Annotated in this window: 24 protein-coding genes; 15 read left to right on the forward strand and 9 right to left on the reverse strand. The window is 32.9% G+C overall.

Features of this window, described 5'->3' with window-relative positions; translation table 11 throughout:
- Window positions 1-18: 18 nt before the first annotated feature.
- Complete coding sequence (locus tag BMZ76_RS13830; RefSeq protein ID WP_091208071.1) at window positions 19-1,038, reverse strand: quinone-dependent dihydroorotate dehydrogenase; 1,020 nt, start codon at window positions 1,036-1,038, stop codon at window positions 19-21.
- 262 nt (window positions 1,039-1,300) lie between these two features.
- Here BMZ76_RS13830 and BMZ76_RS13835 point away from each other — a divergent pair, with 262 nt between their 5' ends.
- The 4 genes from BMZ76_RS13835 to BMZ76_RS13850 all read left to right on the forward strand — a co-directional run bounded on the left by BMZ76_RS13835 (window position 1,301) and on the right by BMZ76_RS13850 (window position 4,641).
- Entirely contained in the window at window positions 1,301-1,639 is a 339-nt protein-coding gene (locus BMZ76_RS13835; RefSeq protein ID WP_091208075.1) for a hypothetical protein, read from the forward strand.
- 378 nt (window positions 1,640-2,017) lie between these two features.
- A complete protein-coding gene (gene pepT, locus BMZ76_RS13840) occupies window positions 2,018-3,271 on the forward strand; it encodes a peptidase T (protein ID WP_091208078.1) in 1,254 nt (417 codons plus the stop codon).
- A 345-nt stretch (window positions 3,272-3,616) separates the two neighbouring features.
- Window positions 3,617-3,865: a YdeI/OmpD-associated family protein gene (locus BMZ76_RS16230; RefSeq protein ID WP_244281824.1), complete on the forward strand. Its 249-nt coding sequence runs from the start codon at window positions 3,617-3,619 to the stop codon at window positions 3,863-3,865.
- 329 nt (window positions 3,866-4,194) lie between these two features.
- Complete coding sequence (locus BMZ76_RS13850) at window positions 4,195-4,641, forward strand: hypothetical protein (RefSeq protein WP_091208081.1); 447 nt, start codon at window positions 4,195-4,197, stop codon at window positions 4,639-4,641.
- A 72-nt stretch (window positions 4,642-4,713) separates the two neighbouring features.
- Here BMZ76_RS13850 and BMZ76_RS16530 read toward each other — a convergent pair whose 3' ends face one another.
- Entirely contained in the window at window positions 4,714-4,947 is a 234-nt protein-coding gene (locus BMZ76_RS16530; protein ID WP_091208084.1) for an IS3 family transposase, read from the reverse strand.
- A gap of 626 nt (window positions 4,948-5,573) precedes the next feature.
- Window positions 5,574-6,197: an alpha/beta fold hydrolase gene (locus BMZ76_RS13860; protein WP_244281825.1), complete on the reverse strand. Its 624-nt coding sequence runs from the start codon at window positions 6,195-6,197 to the stop codon at window positions 5,574-5,576.
- Window positions 6,198-6,501: 304 nt separating this feature from the next.
- On the opposite strand from BMZ76_RS13860, the gene BMZ76_RS13865 reads away from it, so the two are divergent.
- Window positions 6,502-6,840, forward strand: a complete 339-nt coding sequence (locus BMZ76_RS13865; RefSeq protein ID WP_091208189.1) for a tRNA-binding protein — start codon at window positions 6,502-6,504, stop codon at window positions 6,838-6,840.
- 1 nt (window position 6,841) lies between these two features.
- Here BMZ76_RS13865 and BMZ76_RS13870 read toward each other — a convergent pair whose 3' ends face one another.
- From BMZ76_RS13870 to BMZ76_RS13885, 4 genes are all read right to left on the reverse strand, one after another.
- Window positions 6,842-7,762, reverse strand: coding sequence for a hypothetical protein (locus BMZ76_RS13870; RefSeq protein ID WP_091208087.1), 921 nt, complete (start codon window positions 7,760-7,762; stop codon window positions 6,842-6,844).
- A gap of 608 nt (window positions 7,763-8,370) precedes the next feature.
- Window positions 8,371-9,195: a sulfurtransferase gene (locus tag BMZ76_RS13875; protein ID WP_091208090.1), complete on the reverse strand. Its 825-nt coding sequence runs from the start codon at window positions 9,193-9,195 to the stop codon at window positions 8,371-8,373.
- A 94-nt stretch (window positions 9,196-9,289) separates the two neighbouring features.
- Complete coding sequence (locus BMZ76_RS13880) at window positions 9,290-9,670, reverse strand: PUR family DNA/RNA-binding protein (RefSeq protein WP_091208094.1); 381 nt, start codon at window positions 9,668-9,670, stop codon at window positions 9,290-9,292.
- Between the two features lie 71 nt (window positions 9,671-9,741).
- Window positions 9,742-11,502 carry an ABC transporter ATP-binding protein gene (locus BMZ76_RS13885; protein ID WP_091208099.1) on the reverse strand — a complete coding sequence of 587 codons (1,761 nt, stop codon included), beginning with the start codon at window positions 11,500-11,502 and terminating at the stop codon, window positions 9,742-9,744.
- A gap of 202 nt (window positions 11,503-11,704) precedes the next feature.
- On the opposite strand from BMZ76_RS13885, the gene BMZ76_RS13890 reads away from it, so the two are divergent.
- The 6 genes from BMZ76_RS13890 (at window position 11,705) to BMZ76_RS16540 (ending at window position 15,050) form a co-directional block, all read left to right on the forward strand.
- Window positions 11,705-12,811: a Glu/Leu/Phe/Val family dehydrogenase gene (locus BMZ76_RS13890; protein WP_091208104.1), complete on the forward strand. Its 1,107-nt coding sequence runs from the start codon at window positions 11,705-11,707 to the stop codon at window positions 12,809-12,811.
- A gap of 184 nt (window positions 12,812-12,995) precedes the next feature.
- The gene (nusB, locus tag BMZ76_RS13895; protein WP_091208194.1) at window positions 12,996-13,907 is read left to right on the forward strand and encodes a transcription antitermination factor NusB; all 912 of its coding nucleotides are present in this window, start codon (window positions 12,996-12,998) and stop codon (window positions 13,905-13,907) included.
- Between the two features lie 30 nt (window positions 13,908-13,937).
- On the forward strand, window positions 13,938-14,210 hold the full coding sequence (gene yajC, locus BMZ76_RS13900; protein ID WP_091208108.1) for a preprotein translocase subunit YajC: 273 nt from the start codon (window positions 13,938-13,940) through the stop codon (window positions 14,208-14,210).
- An 80-nt stretch (window positions 14,211-14,290) separates the two neighbouring features.
- Window positions 14,291-14,440 carry a transposase gene (locus tag BMZ76_RS16535; RefSeq protein ID WP_396230411.1) on the forward strand — a complete coding sequence of 50 codons (150 nt, stop codon included), beginning with the start codon at window positions 14,291-14,293 and terminating at the stop codon, window positions 14,438-14,440.
- A gap of 54 nt (window positions 14,441-14,494) precedes the next feature.
- Window positions 14,495-14,773, forward strand: coding sequence for a hypothetical protein (locus tag BMZ76_RS13905; RefSeq protein ID WP_143071101.1), 279 nt, complete (start codon window positions 14,495-14,497; stop codon window positions 14,771-14,773).
- 142 nt (window positions 14,774-14,915) lie between these two features.
- Complete coding sequence (locus BMZ76_RS16540; protein ID WP_091208199.1) at window positions 14,916-15,050, forward strand: IS3 family transposase; 135 nt, start codon at window positions 14,916-14,918, stop codon at window positions 15,048-15,050.
- 80 nt (window positions 15,051-15,130) lie between these two features.
- Here BMZ76_RS16540 and BMZ76_RS13915 read toward each other — a convergent pair whose 3' ends face one another.
- Both BMZ76_RS13915 and BMZ76_RS13920 read right to left on the reverse strand, forming a co-directional pair.
- Window positions 15,131-16,063 carry a peptidylprolyl isomerase gene (locus tag BMZ76_RS13915; RefSeq protein ID WP_091208115.1) on the reverse strand — a complete coding sequence of 311 codons (933 nt, stop codon included), beginning with the start codon at window positions 16,061-16,063 and terminating at the stop codon, window positions 15,131-15,133.
- 163 nt (window positions 16,064-16,226) lie between these two features.
- A complete protein-coding gene (locus BMZ76_RS13920; RefSeq protein WP_091208118.1) occupies window positions 16,227-16,763 on the reverse strand; it encodes a lipocalin family protein in 537 nt (178 codons plus the stop codon).
- A 506-nt stretch (window positions 16,764-17,269) separates the two neighbouring features.
- On the opposite strand from BMZ76_RS13920, the gene trmD reads away from it, so the two are divergent.
- The 4 genes from trmD to BMZ76_RS13940 all read left to right on the forward strand — a co-directional run bounded on the left by trmD (window position 17,270) and on the right by BMZ76_RS13940 (window position 22,517).
- Window positions 17,270-17,947 (forward strand): tRNA (guanosine(37)-N1)-methyltransferase TrmD, encoded by a 678-nt coding sequence (gene trmD, locus BMZ76_RS13925; protein WP_091208204.1) that lies wholly within the window; start codon window positions 17,270-17,272, stop codon window positions 17,945-17,947.
- Window positions 17,948-18,117: 170 nt separating this feature from the next.
- On the forward strand, window positions 18,118-18,468 hold the full coding sequence (gene rplS / locus BMZ76_RS13930) for a 50S ribosomal protein L19 (protein ID WP_073354306.1): 351 nt from the start codon (window positions 18,118-18,120) through the stop codon (window positions 18,466-18,468).
- Window positions 18,469-18,769: 301 nt separating this feature from the next.
- Window positions 18,770-19,993 carry an isocitrate dehydrogenase (NADP(+)) gene (locus BMZ76_RS13935; protein WP_091208122.1) on the forward strand — a complete coding sequence of 408 codons (1,224 nt, stop codon included), beginning with the start codon at window positions 18,770-18,772 and terminating at the stop codon, window positions 19,991-19,993.
- Between the two features lie 142 nt (window positions 19,994-20,135).
- Complete coding sequence (locus BMZ76_RS13940) at window positions 20,136-22,517, forward strand: TonB-dependent receptor (protein WP_091208125.1); 2,382 nt, start codon at window positions 20,136-20,138, stop codon at window positions 22,515-22,517.
- The last annotated feature ends 4 nt before the right edge of the window (window positions 22,518-22,521 follow it).

A 22,521-nucleotide genomic window follows, 5' to 3' on the forward strand; every position in this document is an offset into this window, starting at 1 on the left:
TTTACTGATGTTTAAAAGCTACAATCTTTGTAAAATCTTTTTGTTTATAGCTTTCACCAAAGCTGGTCCTTCATAAATAAAACCGGTGTACAATTGTATTAAACTTGCTCCGGCATCGAGTTTTTCTATCGCATCTTCGGCAGAATGAATTCCTCCTACTCCAATAATCGGAAAGGCTTTATTACTTTTTTGAGACAAAAACCGAATTACTTCTGTAGAACGTTTTGCCAATGGTTTCCCTGATAATCCGCCCATTTCAGTTTTGTTTTCAGATTGTAAACCTTCACGCAAAATCGTGGTATTGGTAGCAATAACTCCCGCAATTTTAGTTTCTTTAACGATATCAATAATATCCAGCAATTGCTCATCCGTTAAATCAGGAGCGATTTTTAATAAAATTGGCTTTTGTTTTGGCCTAGCCAAATTCTTATTTTGTAGCGTTTGCAACAGTTGCGTCAACGGTTCTTTATCTTGCAAAGCACGCAGGTTTGGCGTATTTGGTGAACTTACATTTACCACAAAATAATCGACGTAATCATACAAAGCGTCAAAACATATTTCATAATCAAAAGTCGCTTCTTCGTTTGGAGTCAATTTGTTTTTTCCGATATTTCCGCCAATCAGCACATCTTTATTCTCTTTTAATCGTTCCACCGCTTCTTGCACACCGCCATTATTGAACCCCATTCTGTTGATGATGGCGCTGTCCTCTTTCAAACGAAACAATCGTTTTTTAGGGTTTCCTTCCTGACCTTTTGGCGTAAGCGTACCTATTTCGATAAAACCGAAACCAAAATTGGACAATTCTTTAAACAACTTCGCGTCTTTATCGAAACCGGCCGCAAGTCCTACCGGATTTTTAAATTTCAATCCAAAGACTTCGGTTTCTAATCTGGGATCATTGACTTCGTAAAGCAATTTAAATAGAGAAGAAAATCCCGGAATTTTAGACAAAAACCTAATCAATGAAAAAGTGAAATAATGAACCTCTTCAGGATCAAACAAAAAAAGTATGGGACGCAAGAGTAATTTGTACATATATATGTTGTTGTGTTGTGCAAAAATAGAATTATCTTACCGATAAATAAATATTTGGAAAATAATTTACCAAATCATTTTGACTACTAAAAAAGTGGATATAATTACATTTCATTTGGCTGTAGCCAAAAAAGAAAAAGGCATAGAAGAACCTTTTTCATCTATTTCTCTAAAAAAGGCACAATTATGACGGAAATGACTTAAATTTCCGTGGAAATGCATTAATAATACATTCCCTTTTTTTAATTAAATATTTAGTCCGATGAAAATGAAAATAACAACAACAATTTTCTTTTTTTTTATAGTTCAACTTTTTTTTGCACAAACTGCAAAAAATGACACTATAAAAGTCGCTACAAAAACTACTGTCACTACAGTAACAACTATAAATGACACTGTAAAAGTTGCTGCAACACCAAGTGTAGGTAATCCTAAACTTAAAAAAGAAGCAATATCTTTAAATAATCAACTCAAATCGGAGAAAAAAGCATTAGAAGAAGCCAAGAAAAAAAAAAAGAAAAAAAAGAGTTTGAAAAAGAAAAAAGCAACTTCGACAAACAACAAAGTAAAATTATATCCAGCGAAAAATCAGCCCGAATAATAAAAGATAATGTAGCTGATACTGAAAAAGACTTAATTCGAAATAAGGAAAAATTAGAAAATAAAAAATTAAAATGAATACTACGTTATACTCAAACTGAAAAGGAAAATATAAAAATCAGTAGGTAACAAATCAAAATCAACAAATTGGAAAAAGATCTTGAAAAAGCTGAAAAAAAATTAAATAAAACCAGAGACTAAATTTGAACCATCTTCCGATGGTTTTTTTTATGATAAAAAATTATGATTTCAATAATAATACAACCTACTAAGATTTTAGTTTGATACATTTAAAAAATTGACATAAACAAAATTTAGTTGTGGATTTACTTTAAAATGCTCCTGAAAAAATGATTATATTTGCATAAAACAAAGAAATATGCAACATATTATAGATCGTTTCATCAGCTATGTAATTATAGACACGGAATCTGATCCGAACTCAGAAACCACTCCAAGCACACCAAAACAATGGGTCTTGGCCAATAAACTGGTTGAAGAATTGAAAGCTATTGGTATGCAAGATGTAACAATAGACGACAAATCATATATCATGGCGACTTTGCCTAGTAACGTAGATTATGATGTACCAACTATTGGATTTATTTCTCACTTCGACACTTCACCGGATTTTTGTGGTGCAAATGTAAAACCTCAAATTATCACGGATTATGATGGAAAAGACATTGTATTAAATGTGGCTAAAAACATTGTATTATCGCCTAACTATTTCAAAGATTTATTGCAATATAAAGGCCAAACATTAATCACCACTGATGGAACAACCTTATTAGGAGCCGATGATAAAGCCGGAATTACGGAGATTGTTACCGCAATGGAATTGCTAATTAATACCCCTGAAATCAAACATGGAAAAATCAGAGTTGGTTTTACACCGGACGAAGAAATTGGCCGTGGAGCCCACCATTTCGATGTGGAGAAATTTGGAGCAGACTGGGCGTATACAATGGATGGAAGCCAGGTAGGAGAATTGGAATATGAAAATTTTAATGCGGCTGGCGCCAAAATTACTTTTAAAGGTAAAAGCGTGCATCCAGGTTATGCCAAAGGCAAAATGATCAATTCGATGTTGATTGCCAATGATTTCATCAATGAACTGCCTTCCGGAGAAACTCCTGAAGAAACAAAAGGGTATGAAGGCTTTTTCCATGTGCATCATTTAACTGGAAGTATAGAAGAAACCGTTTTGGAACTTATTATTCGCGATCATAACAAGAAAAAGTTTGAAAAGCGCAAAGAATTAATCGAGAAAATTGCTCGAAAAATCAATAAGAAATATGCCAAACAATTTGGCGAGGACATTGTTGTTACTGAAATTAAAGATCAGTATTACAATATGAAAGAAAAGGTGCTACCTGTGAAACATATTGTGGATATTGCAGAAAAAGCAATGAAAGTGTTGGATATAAAACCGCTTATTAAACCTATTCGCGGAGGAACTGACGGTTCTCAATTGTCCTATAAAGGATTGCCTTGCCCTAATATATTTGCTGGTGGACATAATTTTCACGGAAAATACGAATACGTTCCTGTTGAAAGCATGCAAAAAGCAGTAAAAGTCATCATGAAAATTGCCGAACTGACTGCGTTGGAAGAATCTGCTAAAAAATAAGTCATTGAAATCCTCAAAAGCAACTCTGCCTTGGGATAAAAACACCAGTTGGTCAGATGAATTAAAATTTGCAAAATCAATTATTGTCACAACTGAATTGGTGGAAACTACCAGATAGGGCGGAAATGTTAATGTCCTAAAATTGTAAAAATGGAATTGGAATTGGAAGATTCAAAAATTATTTTACAATTTGGTTTTTCCATGGTGTTTTGCTTCAGGACAAAAATCATTTTTTAGTAAACGCATAAGAAAGAATTACTAAATCTTTGCGACAATAGCGTTTTGGATCTAAAGAAGAAATCGACGAGCCAGAAGTACTGTCTTATATAAACGTAGCCATTGAAAATGAAAAGCAAGGAAAAACCAGTAAACCTGAAAAGAAAGCATCAATTTTATCCGAGTTTTTTCAAAAAAAAAAAATTAGATGATATTTCAGAATTAGCAGAAGCTTTTCGAAAATTTTCAGCATACAAACAATATGAATTCTTGGAGTATATTGAAACTGAAAAACAAGAAGAAACCAAGTGTTTCGGAATCGAAAAGATTATACCAATTGTATTAGAAAACTTTGGCTTTAATGACAAATACCGATAAGATTAAATTTTTGCCCTAAAATAATCGCCCCAAATAGTCAATTGCTATCTGGGGCAATTATTTTATTTAAAAGCAATGAGAATCTTGCATCTACTTTTTCAATGATTTATAAATACTGCGCTTGAATTCCTTTTCCCGACGAACTTTAAATCTGTTTCATTTGCTTGTTAATTTATTTGTTGAAGTAAACTTCATTCAATTTACAGAAAACCTTAACATTGAACAATAAAATAAATCACTATATTTACTTACAATAAAATAACAATTTAGTAACGTTCGAAGAAATATTGTCTTTAGTAAAATAAAAACTGACATAAATAACACAAACTATGATACAAAAAAAAGAAGAGGATACAACACAACCGTCTCCAATAAAACCTGAAAGTCAAAAGCCGGCCAGAGCTAAAAGAACGAAAGTAATTAACCCTGCAGAGGAGCATGCTGAAATTATCGAACCCGAAAATGATGCAATTGTAACTAAAATCATTGAAGAAACGATAACTATTTCGGTTGAAGGCGAGGATGACACTACCACTGTTGTTCCAGATAAAAAGAATAGTAAAAAAAACACTAAAAAGACGTTAAAGATGAAAGATAAAGACAAGAAAAAGGCTAAAAAAGCCGATGCGAAAGAAAAAGCAAAAGCGAAAGCAAAAAAGGCTAAAAAAGCTAAAAAAGACAAGGCTAAAAAAGCCAAAGTCAAAGCTAAGATTAAAGCTAAAAAAGCCAAAGCAAAATCTAAAAAAGTTAAGAAGAATAAAAAGAATAAAAAATAATCCGATTATTTTTATCCAAAAAAAAGTCCCAATATAATTGGACTGCCCCAAAAATTTTGGACAAATTTATAATTAATTTTGATAATAGTGAGCTCGATATTGTATCGGGCTCATTTTGTTTACATTTGACTTAATTCTTACGCTATTGTAATAGCTTAGATACTGTTTAACTTCCCGTTTTATTTCATCTAAACTTTCAAATTTTTGTATGCAAAACAGTTCTGATTTTAGTATTCCAAAAAAGTTTTCAATAATAAGTAGCAAGAAAGATAAATTGTCGCAATTGTTAAAAAGATTTTTTTCCACAGATTGGAAAGATTAAAAAAAGATTTTTAAAGCTACCTGACGAATTAATCTGTGCAATCTATTGCAAAAAATTGTAGCGCTTTATAAAAATACGACATTAAATTTTAGCCATTACTTAATTGCACCCAACGGGTTAGTATTAGGCATCTTAAACCTAAAACTGGTGGCTCTCAGGAACAATGAGTCTTTGTCAATGGCTTTTAGTTCTTACAATTTAAAATCTAACGAATAACTTTGGTTCTTTCTCGGGAGCAAAGAAATACCGCCATAATGTTTCTAAAATTCAACACATTTACGAATGTTAGATTCATTTGAACCTTTTTGATTAGAAACATAATTATCAGAATAATGCTTTTCTAATACTAATTTTGGGCATTCATGTTTAAACGCATAATCATGCTTGACTTTTTTTTTCATAAAAATATCCCAAAATAATGTCTAACTTTTTGGGGGCAGTCCAATAAGTTTTGGGGTTTTTTATAACTTTACGTGAAGCGGAGCAAATCTGTAAATTCAATTCGTTTCAAACTTAGGAATTTAAAAATTCATTCCAATCCTTGTTTAGTTTATCTTTTTCGATATAAAATAGACCGTGTGGGGCTCCTTCATAAACAATAAATTTATTATCAGGAACTAATTTTTGCTGCTATTTCGGAGGTGATTTCGATAGGCACAGTTTTATCCTCATCACCATGAATAATTAAAGTAGGAACATTTACAGCTGACATTTCCGATCGAAAATCAGTAGTTGAAAATGATATGGCGCATTCTATAGTAGCACGAGGAGAAGCAAAGGAACACAACATTCTGTAATAATGTAATAAAGGAGTACTTAATGTTTTACTGATAACGTTCACTCCAAAAAACTTTTTTCCAAAATCATCCAAAAAACGAATTCGGTCGTTTTTAATTTGTTCCGCCATCGTATCGTATTTTTCTTGAGGAACCCCATTAGGGTTCGAGTCTGTTTGCAATTGAAAGGGTGTTACTGCCCCTATAAGTACCGCTTTGGAAATTCCCTTTCCGCCATGTCGACTGAAATAGCGAACCACTTCGCCACCACCCATTGAAAATCCAACAAGAGCAGCTTCTTTTATATTCAATTGTTCAATATTGGCCTTTAAATCATCAGTCAAAGTATCATAATCGTATCCATCCCAAGGTTGTGAGGATTTCCCAAAAGCATAACGGTCATACACGATAACTCTAAAATTATTTTGAATTAAAGTATCAATGTAGTATTCCCACATTTCATTAGATAATGGCCATCCGTGAATAAGAATTACTGGTTTTACCTGCCCATAATCTTAAACATATAATTTTACATTTGGTGCTATTTCAATATGCAAGTCTATGCCACTATTACTTTTTTTGTATAATTCGTTATCATTCATTTGACTTATTTTCATACTGTTTATTATTTAAAAGACGAATTAGATATCATCTTTTGTAAAATTAGAACTATCAAGCAAAAAAAAAATACACAATTAGTTTAAATAGTTATATAATTTTCTACGTTTGTTCTTTAGTATTTTATTTGAATAAATGCAAAATATGGACAACCTTAGCTGGAATGAATTCGAAAGAGTAGAAATGCGTGTGGGGACAATCTTGGAAGTAAATAATTTTCCCGAAGCCAGAAAACCCGCATATCAATTGACAATAGACTTTGGTTCTGAAATAGGAATCCGAAAAACATCCGCACAAATAACGAAACGGTATCAAAAAGAAGATTTACTCAACCGGCAAATTGTAGCCGTAGTCAATTTTCCTAAAAAACAAATCGGGAAATTTATGAGCGAGTGCCTTGTTTTAGGAGCCATTGGAGCAGAAGGTGATGTAATTTTACTGGCTCCCGATTTTAAAATTGAAAATGGACTGCGAATTGGGTAATTTAAGACTCTAAATTACTGATACTTTTTACTTCTAGTGTGTCATATTTATTGTGGATAGCTAAGATTATCACGCCAAACAATACTGCGGCGACAATAAGTATGGTATTCAAAATTCCTTCTGTACCAAAAGAAAGTTTTATTAAAATTGTTGAAATGATAAAGCCTGAGTTGCGAATGACTCTATTGAATTTATCCGAAAGGAAGAATGAAAACAAAAGCAAAAGCACTTCAATTAAAATTAGAATTGTAAAAAAATCGGCAAAGAAAATTTTGTTAATGTCTTTAATTTTATCAACGATTTGAGTTATTGAAAAGAAACTTTCATAAATCCAATGGGCTAAACTGTATATTGAAAGTACCAAAAATAGGGGGATGAGCCCGATAGCGAAAACATTTTTTAGTTTAATGAATGAATTGATATCATTTGTTTTCTGCAATTTAGACTGATTAATTTCATTTTTTTTGTTGAGATTGTAAAAGATAAATATTAAAAAAAACAGGACTATTGTTGCCACAATGTCAAGTGTAAAATTTACATTAGCTTTAAAATCAAACCAATTAGAGTTAAATTCTAATTTGGTTAAGTCTTTAAATATTCTTCTTATAATAATTAGCGTAATAATTTCATATTGTTTGCCTATATAGATAGTTGTTGATTTAGGTAAATAATAGACTAACAGATAAACTTCATAAATCAAAATAAAGGAGAATGGTGTATAAATTGCAGATATTGGATCACTTAATAATTTGGAATAATCATTAATCAAAATAATTTGAAGATCAACTAAGGCGATGATTGCCAAATGCAATAAAAAACTTATTATCGCCAGCGACACAAAGAAAATTTCAGCTCTTTTTTTAGTTTTTTCAGATAAAAGTGCGGCGTATAGGAAACTAAATAATAAATTGGCTTCTTTCATGTGTCATCAGTAAATTTAAATGCTATTCGTTATATGTTATTGCTATTTTAGGTTGATTTTCAAAGGTTCAAATGATTTTCAGATAAATTCTCAAAAAAAATAATGTAAAGACTAGAAAATTTCTATTAAAAATGGTTCTCACTATTTTTTGGCTCTGCGTTAGATCACAAAAAATATTTAAACTTCGGTTTTTAATTTTATTTATAATGCAATAAATTTAATAAAATAACATTTAAAATCATATGGAAAACAATCTTTTAACTTCAGTTTAAAGATTAAGATTACTTGATTTTCGGTACGATTTGAGCACTTATTTGACAATAAAATTTGCAAGTCGTTCAATTTACTATTTTTAGATGACATAAATTAGTTTATGATCCCAAATTTATGGCTAATGTTCCACTAAAAAGAACGGACGTTGGCAAGTATATTTCAAATTATAAACCGGTCTGGCAGCGCACACTATAAAATACTAATTTCTTTGTTAAGTGTTCATTCCACTCAATGTTTAAAATCACTGTCGGAATTAATGGTCGAAATCTAATTTACAATGTAAAATCAGTTTTGATTTAAAAAATTTGGTTCAATATTTTTAAAAAGAATATATTCTACTTTTCTATTGAAAGATTTCCAATTTGTCCCCACTCTGTCCAAGAACCATCGTACACTGATTTGGGATTTTTACCTATCAGTTCGTACGCAATTAAATCAATACAAGCAGTAACTCCCGAACCACAAGTGAATATTAAAGGTCTGCTATCGGTTTTCATAACTTTAACTAATTCCTCTTTTGGCAAAAATTTGCCATTTTGCAAAAACTGCGTATACGGCACATTTATAGAACCGGGAATATGACCACTTCGTAATCCGGTTCTGCGCTCGGCTCCATTTCCTCTGAAACGGTTTTCCGCACGAGCATCAATCAAAACGGCATCCTTGGTGTGTACATTTTCTAAAATTTGTTCTTTGCTTTTTACCAATTCCGGGATAAATTCGGCTTCAAAATTACCAATGGAATAGTTTGGATTTTCCGGTATTGCTTCAACTGGAAACTTTTGACTAATCCATTCAGGCAGTCCGCCATCCAGAACAGTTACATTTTGATGTCCCATTAATTTAAAAAGCCACCACGCTCTTGGACTGGAATAAATACCCAAGTTGTCATAAATTATAAGAGAACTATTTTTGTTTATACCTAGTTTTCTGGCTTCGAGTTCAAATTGTTCAGGACTCGGAATCGTATTCGGTAAAGGATTTGAGGTATCGCTAAAAGTATTTTTTATGTCAAAAAATCGGGTGCCTTTAATTTGAATATTTTTCAGGTCAGTTTTTACATTGGATTGATTCTCTTTGAAACTGGCATCCAAAATTATTAAATTAGGGTCTTCAAGATTGCTGAAAAGCCATGCTGCACTTACTATAGGTTTTGTCATTCCAGTTGTTTCTACTACTCATTTGAATATACAAAAAAAGTCCAAAAATCAAATGACTTTTAGACTTTTTAATTGGTAAGTATGGAATTAAAAATTAGATATCATCAAATTCTATATTGGTAAAAGTTGATGTTTGTGGCATAATATCGTCATCTGATTTTTCAGAAGCATATTCTTTTTTGAAATCTTTCTGGTGTCTTTCTGAAATAACTTCTTCGCCTTTATGGTTCAAAACGTAAGATGTCATTTCTCCTAAAATCTCAGCAAAAGCAGCGAAATCTTCTTTGTACAAGTAGATTTTATGTTTTTTGAAATGAAAAGATCCATCTTCTTCGGTAAATTTCTTGCTTTCGGTAATAGTAATGTAATAATCATCAGCTTTTGTAGCTCTCACATCAAAGAAATAGGTTCTTCTACCAGCTCTTAAAACTTTAGAAAATATTTCTTCTTTTTCTAACATGTCATGTTCTCTCATAATCCTTTCTATCAATTTATGGTTGTTAACTAGTATCCAAAAATCTATAAAAAATATGTATTACACAACAATTATAGCATTTCTTTTTCTGAAAGTTGTTTCAAATACAAAGCTGCGTAATAACCTTCTTGATTTATCAATTGATTATGAGAACCTTGTTGTATAATTTGCCCTTTATCGATAATAATAACTCTGTCGGCATTTTTAGCTGACGATATGCGGTGGCTTACTATTATTGTTGTTTTGTCTTTGCAAATTTCATATAAGTTGTTCAATATTGCTTCTTCAGTTTCTGTATCTACTGCTGATAAACAATCGTCAAAAAGTAAAATCGGAGGATTTTTAATAATGGCTCTGGCAATGGAAACGCGTTGTTTTTGTCCACCGGAAAGCGTAATTCCTCTCTCGCCCAGAACGGTTTCATATTGTTTATTAAAGCCCATGATATTGTCATGAACCACCGCGCTTTTGGCTGCAGAAAACACTTCTTCATCGGTAGCATTTTCTTTACCAAACATGATATTATTTTTGATGCTGTCCGAAAATAAGAAAGCATCTTGTGACACAATTCCGATGCTGTTTCGCAAATCAAATAGATTTATAGTGCTTATTTCATGTCCATCAATGGTTATTTTCCCTTCAGTTACATCGTACATTCTGGAAATTAACGATAAAATAGTCGATTTTCCGGATCCCGTTTTTCCTAAAATGGCTAAAGTTTCTCCTTTTTTAACCGTGAATGAAATGTTTTGCAACGCTTTGATATTAGTGTCTTCATAAGTATAGCTTACATTTTCGAAAGAAATAGAACCTTTAATCACTGATTTATTCAAATTTTTATTTTTTATCTCCGGTTCAATTTTTAGGAATTCGTTTAACCTTTTTTGTGAAGCCTCTGCCTCTTGAACCATCGAAGAAACCCAGCCTAATGAGGCCACCGGCCACGTCAGCATATTGACGTACAAAATAAATTCAGCAATGGTTCCGATACTCTTTATGGTTCCGCTGATGTACATTAACCCTCCAAAATAAATTACCACAAGGTTACTGATTCCTATCAGCGCCAACATTAACGGACCAAATAAGGATTGTACTTTGGCTAAATTCAAGCTTTTGCTTTTGCTTTCATTGGCTAAACTCACCATATTATTTTGGTGTTGATCTTCCAGTGAATAGGCTTTGATCACTCGGATTCCTGAAAATATTTCTTGTGAAAAACTGGAAACTTTAGATAAATATTGTTGAAAAATTGTGCTTCTTACATTGATTTCAGAGCTCAGTTTGAAAATAGCAAACGATAAAATTGGTAAAGGCAGCAATGTGTATAAAGTTAATTTTGGCGATACATTATACATATAGACAATTACTATTGCAAAACGAATGAAGGTATTGATGGTATACATCACCGCTGGGCCTACATACATTCTTACTTTTGAAACGTCTTCGCTGATGCGGTTCATTAAATCTCCGGTACGGTTTTGTTTATAGAAGTTTTGCGAAAGATGCTCGTATTGACGGAATACTTCGTTTTTTAAATCAAATTCTATGTGGCGAGACATCACAATTAAGGTTTGTCTCATCAAAAAAGTAAGAAAACCGGCAATTATTGTAGTAGCAATAATTAGTAAAATATTCGATATTAATTCTTCATGAATAACGGATTTGGACACGGTTTTATCTTTGGCAAAAGCCTCAATTAATTTGAATGATTTGCTAATCAACTTTGGAGTGAAAAGCATAAATATCTGAGCAATAATAGTAAAAACAATTCCGAGTAAAAAACTGTATTTGTATTTGACGAAGTATTTATTTAAATATCGTAATTCTTTCATTTTTTTAATATATTCTGTGTTGAATTGATTTTATTTTTAGAATAAAAATTTATTTTTAATTATTTTAACGGTAAATCCTCGAATGTTTAAATTGATGAATTAACAATTTTTTGACACTACGTTGATGCTTATTTATATTTTATGTAAATTTGAAGTGTCTATTTGACAAATTCATAATTTTATCACTATAAAAATTTACACTATGAATGCAGCTTTCACAACTGGAAAGGAACTTCAAAAAATGGATCCAGTTTTTGGTCAATTATCATTTGATGATCATGAACAAATTGTATTTTGCAACGACAAAGATACAGGTTTAAAAGCAATTATTGGTATTCATAATTCGGTAATGGGTCCAGCTTTGGGCGGTACAAGAATGTATAATTACGCGAATGAATGGGAAGCACTAAACGATGTTTTGCGTCTTTCTCGCGGAATGACTTTCAAAGCGGCAATTACAGGATTGAATATTGGTGGAGGTAAAGCAGTGATTATTGGCGATGCCAAAACACAGAAAACACCAGAGCTGATGCGCAAATTTGGTGAATTCGTACACTCTTTAAGCGGAAGATATATCACTGCTGAAGATGTGGGAATGGAAACCGCAGATATGGATATTGTAAGAGATGTGACACCTTATGTTACTGGAATTTCTGAATCAAGAGGTGGTTCTGGAAATCCTTCGCCAGTTACGGCGTATGGTGTTTATTTAGGAATGAAAGCAGCTGCAAAACAACAATTCGGATCAGATGTTTTGAGTGGGAAAAAAGTATTGGTTCAAGGAATTGGACATGTTGGTGAAACTTTAGTTGATTATTTAAGTAAAGAGGGAGCAATCGTTACTATCGCTGACATCAATGAAGAAAAACTGAATGAAGTAGGAACCAAGTATAACGCACAAATTTTCAGAGGAGAAGATTTATACAGTGCAGATGTCGATATTTACGCACCATGTGCGATGGGAGCGACTTTAAATGACAATACCGTTTATAAAATAAAAGCAAAAGTGATTGCTGGTGCCGCTAATAATCAATTGGCTGATGAGAATGTACATGGTGCAATTTTGCAAGAAAGAGGCATTCTATATGCTCCGGACTTTTTGATTAATGCAGGTGGAATAATCAACGTGTACGCTGAATTAGCGCATTATGATAAAGCAGAAATCATGCGTAAAACGGAAAACATTTACAATACAACATTGGAGATATTTGATTTTGCCATTACTAACAACATGACACCGCATCATGCCGCTTTGACTATTGCTCAAAATCGCATCAATCAAAGAAAGTTAGAGAATAGTAAAAAGTAGTTTTCAGTACTCAGTTGTCAGTATTCAGTGATAAATTATTTCCCGTCACTAAATACTGATTGCTGAATACTTTAAAATAAGCGATTATATATTTTATTTTAAAAAATGAAATACTTATTTTTGCACGCTAATTAATAAAAGTTCTTACAAGGTGGTAAACAGAAGACACATTCGCGTTAAAGTTATGCAATCCATTTATGCGATGCATCAAAGCGGTTCAGATAATCTGGAAAAAGAAGAAAAATTCCTTTTTTACAGTATCGACAATATTCAAGATTTATACCTGATAATGCTTTCCTCGCTGATTGAGATTTGTAAAACAGAAACTGTCTTTTTACATAAATCAAGTTTAAAGCATCTTGCGACTCCTGAGGAACGTAAACCCAACGAAAAATTTGTGAAAAACAGGATTTTTCAAATTCTTTCCGAAAATAATTCATTAAGTATCGCGCTGGAAAATCGTAAAATTAATAATTGGACTTTAAATGACGATTATATTTTATTGCTTCTTAATGATATAAAAGTCAGTAAATTGTATTTGGAATACATGAGTAATCCGGTAAATACTTTTGAGGAAGACCGACAGTTTATTGTTGATTTATTCATGGATGTAATTGTTCCTAATGAAAAATTATATGACTATCTGGAAGATGATAAGTTGACTTGGGTAGATGATATTCCGTTAGTAAATACGCATATCATCAAACAATTGAAAGCGATTAAATCTGGTGAAGATGATAATTTCAGAGTGCCAAAATTGTACAAAGACAATGAGGATAAAGATTTTGTTAAAGATTTATTTCGAAAAACGGTCTTAAATGAGTCGGAATTAGCGAAAGAATATGTTGATAAAACACCAAATTGGGACAGCGATAGAATTGCTGAAATAGATACCATCATACTTAAAATGGCTATTTGTGAGTTCTTGAAATTCCCGTCGATTCCTGTAAAAGTAACCCTTAATGAATATTTAGAGGTTGCCAAAGAATATTCTACCCCAAAAAGTAGTATTTTTATCAATGGAATTTTAGACAATTTAGTAAAAGAGCTTCAAACCAGCAAAAGAATTATAAAAGCCGGTCGTGGTTTAATGTAATAATTAACAAATAAAAAGAGAATTAAAATTATGGAACAATTAACTCAATTTGCACCGTTTATATTAATGTTTGTGGTGATCTATTTCTTTATGATCAGACCACAACAAAAAAGAGCAAAAAACGAAAAAGAATTTGAAAGCACCTTAAAAGTAGGTGATAAAATCATAACCAAAAGTGGTCTTCACGGAAAAGTTTCTGAGCTTGCGGACACAACTGTTATTGTTGAAACCATGTCAGGAAAATTGAAAATGGAACGTTCTGCAATTTCTATGGAAATGAGTGCCGTTTTGAATAAAAAATAATTCTCGTTTTCATAAATTAAAAAAATCCCAATCTAATTGGACTGCCCCCAAAAAGTTATACACTATTTGGGGGTATTTTTATGGAAAGAAAAGTCAAGTTTAATAATGCGTTTAATCTTGAATGTATAAAATTAGTATTAGAAAAGCATTATTCTTGCAAGCATGTTTCTATTGAAAAGGGTTTAGAAAGATCAAACCTTCGCAAATGGACTGGATTTTATAAAGAATAATGAGCCATTGGTTTGTTACCAAGAAAGAATCAAAGTTATTCGTTAGATTTTAAATTGCAAGTACTAAAAGCCATTGACAAAGACTCATTGTCCCTGAGAGCCGCAAGTGTTAAGTTTAATATCCCTGATACAGGTATTATTGATAAATGGAAGAAAGATTTTGCTGATTTTGGTTTAGTAGTCTTACAACCAAAAACTAGGGGTAGACCAAAAACCATTAATGACAATAAACGAAAAAAGCGAAAATCGGACAAACCAGTTACGAGAGAAGAAGAACCTCTTTTAGAGATTGAAGCACTGCGTTGTGATAACGAATTGCTAAAAAAGTTCTAAACCTTAATTCAAGCAGAAGAGAAGGCCAGAAAGCGCAAGCCATAATGAAGTTAAGTCATAAATTTGATTTGAATTTACTTTTAAATCAAACCAAACTGTTATTGAAAACTTCTTTGGAATACTAAAATTAGAACTGTTTTAAATACAAAAATTTGCAAGTTTAGATGACCTAAAACAGGAAATTAAAAAAATAGACTTTTACAATCGCGTAAGAATTAAATCAAATTTAAACAAAATGAGCCCGATACAATATCGAGCTCACTATTATCAAAAATAATTATAAATTTGTCTAAACTTTTAGGTTAGTCCATACATTTTGGAATTTTTAAATTTTATAAGACCTATAATTTTTTTAGACTATTTGACATCCATTAATTCTACGTCAAAAATCAAAGTGGCATTTGGTGGAATTGCTCCTCCAGCACCACGAGATCCATATCCTAAATCAGATGGAATCACAAAACGTGCTTTGTCACCTACACGCAACAACGCAATTCCTTCATCCCAACCTTCGATAACCTGACCTTGACCCAATTTGAATTCGATTGGTTTTTTTCTTGGATAAGAAGAGTCAAAAACTTTCCCATTCTCTAATGAACCTTCATAATGAACAGACACTGTTTTTCCGCTTTCTGCTTTTTTACCTTCACCTCTTTGGATGAATTGGTAACGCAAACCGCTTTCTGTTTTTTCAAAACCAGCGGCTAATTTTTCCATCGCGGCTTCAACTTCTGCTTTTAAAGATGCATCACGTTTGTTGCGAGATCCTTTGAAAGTGATGAAAGCCTCAATTGCATTCCAGTTTTTAGCTTCTTCTCCTTCTCTGATGATTTCCAAAGATTCTAAAACATCTCCTTGCTCTACAGCATCTACCACATCCTGACCTTCAACAACATGACCAAAAACAGTATGTTTGTTATCCAACCAATCTGTTGGAATGTGCGTTATGTAAAATTGAGAACCGTTTGTTCCTGGTCCTGAGTTAGCCATTGCCAAAACTCCCGGACGGTCGTGTTTCAAACTTGGGTGAAATTCATCATCAAATTTGTACCCTGGATCTCCAGTTCCTGTTCCTTGTGGACAACCACCTTGAATCATGAAGTTAGGAATTACTCTGTGGAATTTTAATCCATCATAAAATTTAACTCCTTGCGGTTTTACTTTATTTTCTAAGTTTCCTTCAGCCAATCCTACGAAGTTTCCAACTGTTCCTGGAGTCAAATCGTGTGCTAGTTTTACTAAAATAGCACCTTTAGTAGTGTTGAATTTAGCATATATTCCGTTTTCCATTTTTATTTAATTTTTGTTAAAGCGCAAATTTACGAATTAAATTAGACAATTTAAAAATTCTCACTAAATGGATTCAGTTAATTGAAGTCCATTTTTTAATGATTATGCTGAGCTATTTTGGCAAAAAAGCGCTGTAAATAACTCCCTTTTCTAATTATAGAAACTAATTGTGTTTTACCCAAATTAGTTCAGAAGTATTGTAGCCAAGATCTTTTGCTGTTTTTAAATAGGTTTCTTTGATATTGTTAGGCATTGTTTTTTCACGCGAGAGCAGCCACAGGTATTTAAGACTTTCACCTGCAACCAACGCATACTTATAATCAGAATCAAGCGCAATAATGTTATATCCTGAATAAAATGGCCCAAAAAAGGAAACTTTTAATTTTCCTTCATTTGAATCACCTGCAAACTTCACTTTACCTGTAGATGCTACATACTTGTTCTTTATGAAATTATACCCTCGGTTTACCACTTTAATACTTCCATCCTCATTTAGTGAATATTCAGCGGTTGTATTGTTTAAGTTTTTTTCAAAAACAAAATCCAACCGTGCAATTTCGTACCAGCTGCCTAAATATTTATTTTTATCAAAATCTTGAATTGTCTTTAATCCTTTAGGCAAAGAGTTGCAGGAATTCATTACCAACAGACTTGCCGAGAGCAACGTTAGACTTCCTAAAACTAGAATTTTATTTTTCATGATCTTTCATTGAATATCAAAATTCAGAAATAAAAAATTGTAAATCAATACAATTTAGAATACTTTAGGATTTGCTAAAACAAACCAAATACAAAACTAACTTCTAATTGATTAAATTCTTTGCTCCAAAAACTCAAATCTAATATTAGAGAAAGAGGGATCTAAGTTCAAAGTATATAATTGTTTACATATTTTGAAAAAAGGATTATTAGATCTTACTGCTCTAAGCATTTCTAACAAAAGATGGTTTCCTTTATCAGAATCGTTATTTGATGTGTGTTTTACCAAAATTTTTGTTGTTTTTAAACCTCCTAATTCCACCTAATCCTAGCCCAGATGGAAGTGAAAATCCTTTTTATGCGCCTTTTCGGCGGATAAAAAGATTGCAACGAACAGCTGGAAATAGCTCCAAAAAAAAAAAATTAATCGTTGATTTGGTTATTTGGTTATTTGAAAACCTCAGCATCTTTGTACCTTTGCGGCTTAGAACCTTTTTAATAAAAATTATGCGCATCGATATTGTTACCGTTCTCCCAGAATTATTACGAAGTCCGTTTGAGGCTTCGATTATGAAACGTGCTATTGACAAAGGATTGGTGGAAGTTCATTTTCATAATCTGCGGGATTACACAACCAACAGGCAGAAAAGCGTTGACGATTATCCTTACGGCGGTGGTGCCGGAATGGTGATGACGGTGCAGCCTATTGATGCTTGCATCACGCATTTGAAAAGCGAAAGAGCCTACGACGAAATCATTTATATGTCGCCGGACGGGGAAACCCTGAACCAGAAAATGGCAAATACGATGTCGATGTACGAAAATATTATTATCCTTTGTGGTCATTATAAAGGAGTCGATCAGCGGGTGCGCGACCATTTTATTACCAAAGAAATATCTATTGGTGATTATGTTTTGTCTGGCGGCGAATTAGGAGCTTTGGTATTATCGGATGCATTAATCCGATTGATTCCGGGAGTTTTGAGCGATGAAACCTCAGCGTTGACAGATAGTTTTCAGGATGGATTATTGTCGGGACCTATATATACACGCCCGGCAGATTACAACGGATGGAAAGTTCCGGAGGTTTTAACTAGCGGGAATTTCGCCAAAATTGACAAATGGCGTGAAGATATGGCGTACGAACACACAAAGAACAGAAGACCGGATTTATTGGACGATTAAAAATTTGTTAGAAGTTTAAGGTTTAAAGTTGGCATTCAAGAACTTCTAAACTTTAAACAAGAAAAACTTTAAACTTTAAACTTTTTTATTTACTTTTGCGCCCACATTAGTTCAACCTCTGGCGAGATCCGTGAATGTTGATTTAATGCAAACCATAATTAAAAAATATCATGGCAGATTTAATGAAATTCGTTCAAGACGAATTCGTAACAAGAAAAGAATTCCCAGTTTTTGCAGCTGGAGACACGATCACTGTTTACTATGAAATTAGAGAGGGTGAAAAAACGAGAACACAGTTTTTTAAAGGAGTTGTTATTCAAAGAAGAGGTTCTGCTAATACAGAAACTTTCACAATTCGTAAAATGTCTGGTGCTATTGGAGTTGAGCGTATCTTCCCAGTAAACTTACCAGCTTTACAAAAAATTGAAATCAATAAAAAAGGTGCTGTACGTAGAGCGAGAATTTTCTACTTCAGAGAACTTACCGGTAAAAAAGCTAAGATTAAAGACAAAAGAAGATAGTCAACTATCTTTTTACTATAAAAGTCCCAACACTGTTGGGACTTTTTTTTTGGCTTAAAACCAAGACATTCAATATTATTCTTTAAATTTTACAGGAATTGAAAGTATTTCAAGCGCTTCATATTTGATAATTTATAAGGAATATTATTTTGATATTCTCAATTTGAACAAACAAAAACAATAATTTAATAATTCAATTTATACTACTAAAAACTTAATGAAAACGCATTTTCTTTTACGATATCGTTTTGTTACATTTGTAGCTACTTCTTAAAATAAGAATTACATATATCCATGCACTATGACAAAAATTAAAGTAGCCAATCCAGTGGTTGAATTGGATGGCGATGAGATGACACGAATTATTTGGTCCTTTATTAAAGAAAAATTAATTCTACCGTATTTAGATTTAGATATTAAATATTATGATTTAGGAATGGAAAGCAGAGATGCAAGCAATGACCAAATCACTATTGACTCTGCTGAAGCAATAAAAAAATACAATGTCGGTATTAAATGTGCTACTATAACTCCAGATGAAGAACGCGTTAAAGAATTTGGTTTAAAAAAAATGTGGAAATCTCCAAACGGAACAATCCGTAATATTGTAGGTGGAACTGTTTTCCGTGAACCAATTATCATGAAAAATGTACCTCGTTTAGTACCAGGATGGACACAGCCTATCGTCATTGGTCGTCATGCTTTTGGAGATCAATACAAAGCAACAGATACTGTCATTAAAGGAAAAGGAAAACTAACCATGACTTTTGTACCTGAAGAAGGAGAAACACAAACATGGGAAGTATACGACTATAAAGGAGACGGAGTTGCAATGGCAATGTACAACACTGATGAAAGTATTTACGGTTTTGCGCATTCATCATTCCAAATGGCTTTGACAAAAAAATGGCCCTTATATCTTTCTACAAAAAATACTATTTTGAAAGCCTATGACGGACGTTTCAAAGATATTTTTGAAGAAGTATATCAATCTACTTACAAAGCTCAATTTGTTGAAGCAGGTATCGTTTACGAACACCGATTAATCGACGACATGGTTGCTTCTGTAATGAAATGGAGCGGTGGATTTGTTTGGGCTTGTAAAAACTACGATGGTGATGTTCAATCAGACACTGTTGCACAAGGTTTTGGTTCATTAGGTTTAATGACTTCAGTATTGGTAACTCCTGATGGAAAAACGGTAGAAGCGGAAGCAGCTCACGGAACAGTTACACGTCATTACAGACAACACCAACAGGGAAAAGCAACATCTACCAACCCAATTGCATCTATTTTTGCATGGACAAGAGGATTGGAACACAGAGGTAAACTGGACAAAAACCAAGCATTAATTGATTTTTGTCATGCTTTAGAACAAGTATGTATTGATACTGTTGAAAGCGGAAAAATGACTAAAGATTTAGCGATGTTAGTAAAACCAAAAGGTTTAACTGACGCTGATTATTTGACTACCGAAGCTTTCTTGGCAGCGATAAAAGAAAATTTAGATGCTAAACTAGCCTAATTCTTTTTCTACATTATATTTAAAAGACAACCCGAAACGGTTGTCTTTTTTTATATATTAGCAATACCTTAACAGTTGTTATATGACAACTGCTATTCTATTTAGTGTAATTTACATTTTTGTATTTAGAAAAATTTAAACAATGACACCAAAGAAAATTATCATCTTTTTAGTTGTATTATTATCCTCGATCTCGTGTTTCGCTCAAGATAAATTTACGTTAAGCGGAACTATTATTGACGCTAACAGTAATGAAACTTTAATAGGCGTCAATGTTGTAATTCCACAACTTAAAACTGGCGTAACCACCAATGAATATGGGTTTTATTCCATTACTGTACCACAAGGGACATACAGTGTACAAATAAGTTATTTGGGATATCAAACCATTGAGGAATCAATAAATCTGAACCAAAACATAAAAAATAATTTCAATTTATATAGTAATGAAACCGCTTTGAAAGAAGTAATCATTACTGACAATAAAACAAAAACTGACATCAAAAAACCCGAAATGAGCGTCAATAAACTCTCTATTTCTGCTATTAAAAAAATGCCCGTTGTTTTGGGTGAAGTCGATGTTCTAAAATCTATTTTATTACTGCCCGGAGTTACTAATGCTGGTGAAGGTGCATCAGGCTTCAATGTTCGTGGTGGTGGTGCCGACCAAAATTTGATTCTCTTGGACGAGGCAACGATCTTTAATTCCTCACATGTTTTTGGTTTTTTCTCTGTTTTTAATCCGGATGCCATCAAAGATCTAAAGTTGTATAAAGGGGGAATTCCAGCTCGTTACGGAGGAAGAGCTTCTTCTGTTTTGGATATTTATCAAAAAGACGGTAACAGCAAAGGTTTTCATGTCAATGGAGGAATCGGATTAATTTCCAGCAGAATTTTGGCCGAAGGACCACTAGTAAAAGACAAAGGTTCCTTCCTTATTGGCGGCAGAAGTTCCTACGCGCATTTATTCCTGAAACTATCCGAAGAACAAAAAAACAATACCGCTTATTTTTATGATTTAAACACCAAATTAAGCTACAAATTAGATTCAAACAACAGTCTTTATTTATCCGGTTATTTTGGGCGTGATGTTTTCAGCCTGAACAAAAGCTTTACCAATATTTATGGAAATGCGACCGTAAACCTGCGTTGGAATCACTTGTTTTCTGAAAAATTATTTTCGAATTTATCGCTTATTTACAGTGATTATTATTACGGTTTAGATTTGGATTTTATAGGTTTCAAATGGGATTCCGGCATTAGAAACTATAATATCAAATACGATTTCAAGAATTATATTTCGGATAAATTCAAATTAAATTACGGTGTAAACGGAATTTATTACGAGTTCAATCCTGGAACTATCAAGCCATCTGATGTTAATTCCGGAATAAATTTTGATCAATTGGACAAAAAATATGCTTTTGAACCCGCACTTTACATCAATGCTGATCAGGAAATATCCGATAAAATAGCACTTTCATACGGGCTTCGTTACAGTATGTTTTACCGTTTAGGACAATCTACCGTGAATATTTATATAGATGACAATCCTGTAACGTTCAATTCGGAACTACAGATTTATGAAAAAGCAACTCCTATTGGCACAAAGTTTTATGACAGAAATAAAATCATGCAAAGCTATAATTACTTGGAACCACGTTTTTCATTAGCCTACCAAATCAACGATGACCAATCCTTCAAAGCGAGCTACAACAGAATGGTGCAGTATTTACAATTGATTTCAAATACCTCATCGCCTACTCCACTCGATGTATGGACGCCAAGTGACCGTTTTATAAAACCTCAAATTGCTGATCAGGTAGCTTTGGGATATTTCAAAAACTTCGAAGAAGGAATGTATTCCCTTGAAGTAGAAAGCTATTATAAAGAAGTGCAAAACCGATTGGATTACATAGACGGCGCCAATTTGATTGCCAACAAAGCCATTGAACAAATAATCCTGAACGGGCAATTAAGATCCTACGGTTTAGAAATTATGTTCCGAAAAAACGAAGGAAAATTTAACGGCTGGATTTCATATACATTATCCAAATCCGAGCAACAAACTCCGAGAAGAACCCCGATAGAAACTGGAATAAACAACGGGCAATGGTACAATTCAGTATATGACAAATTGCATAATATTGCGATAACGTCTTCTTATAATTTGAATGAAAAATGGTCTTTTGGAGCTAATTTTGCGCTGCAAACCGGGCAACCGGTAACGTATCCCGTTGGGCAATATGACTACTTAGGAATCAATGTCCCCAGCTATGGATTAAGAAATGAAAATAGGCTTCCGGCATACCATCACCTTGACATTGCCGCTACTTTGACTCCAAAGAACAATAAAGATCGCCAGTGGAAAGGAGAATGGGTTTTCAGCATTTACAATTTATACAATAGAAAAAATGCCGCGTCAATTAATTTCAGACAAAATATTGATACCGGGAGCAATGAAGCTGTAAAAACTTCAATTTTTGGTGTTGTTCCTGCAGTGAGCTATAATTTCAAATTTTAATCTT

Source organism: Flavobacterium xueshanense (assembly GCF_900112975.1).
Taxonomy (GTDB): domain Bacteria; phylum Bacteroidota; class Bacteroidia; order Flavobacteriales; family Flavobacteriaceae; genus Flavobacterium; species Flavobacterium xueshanense.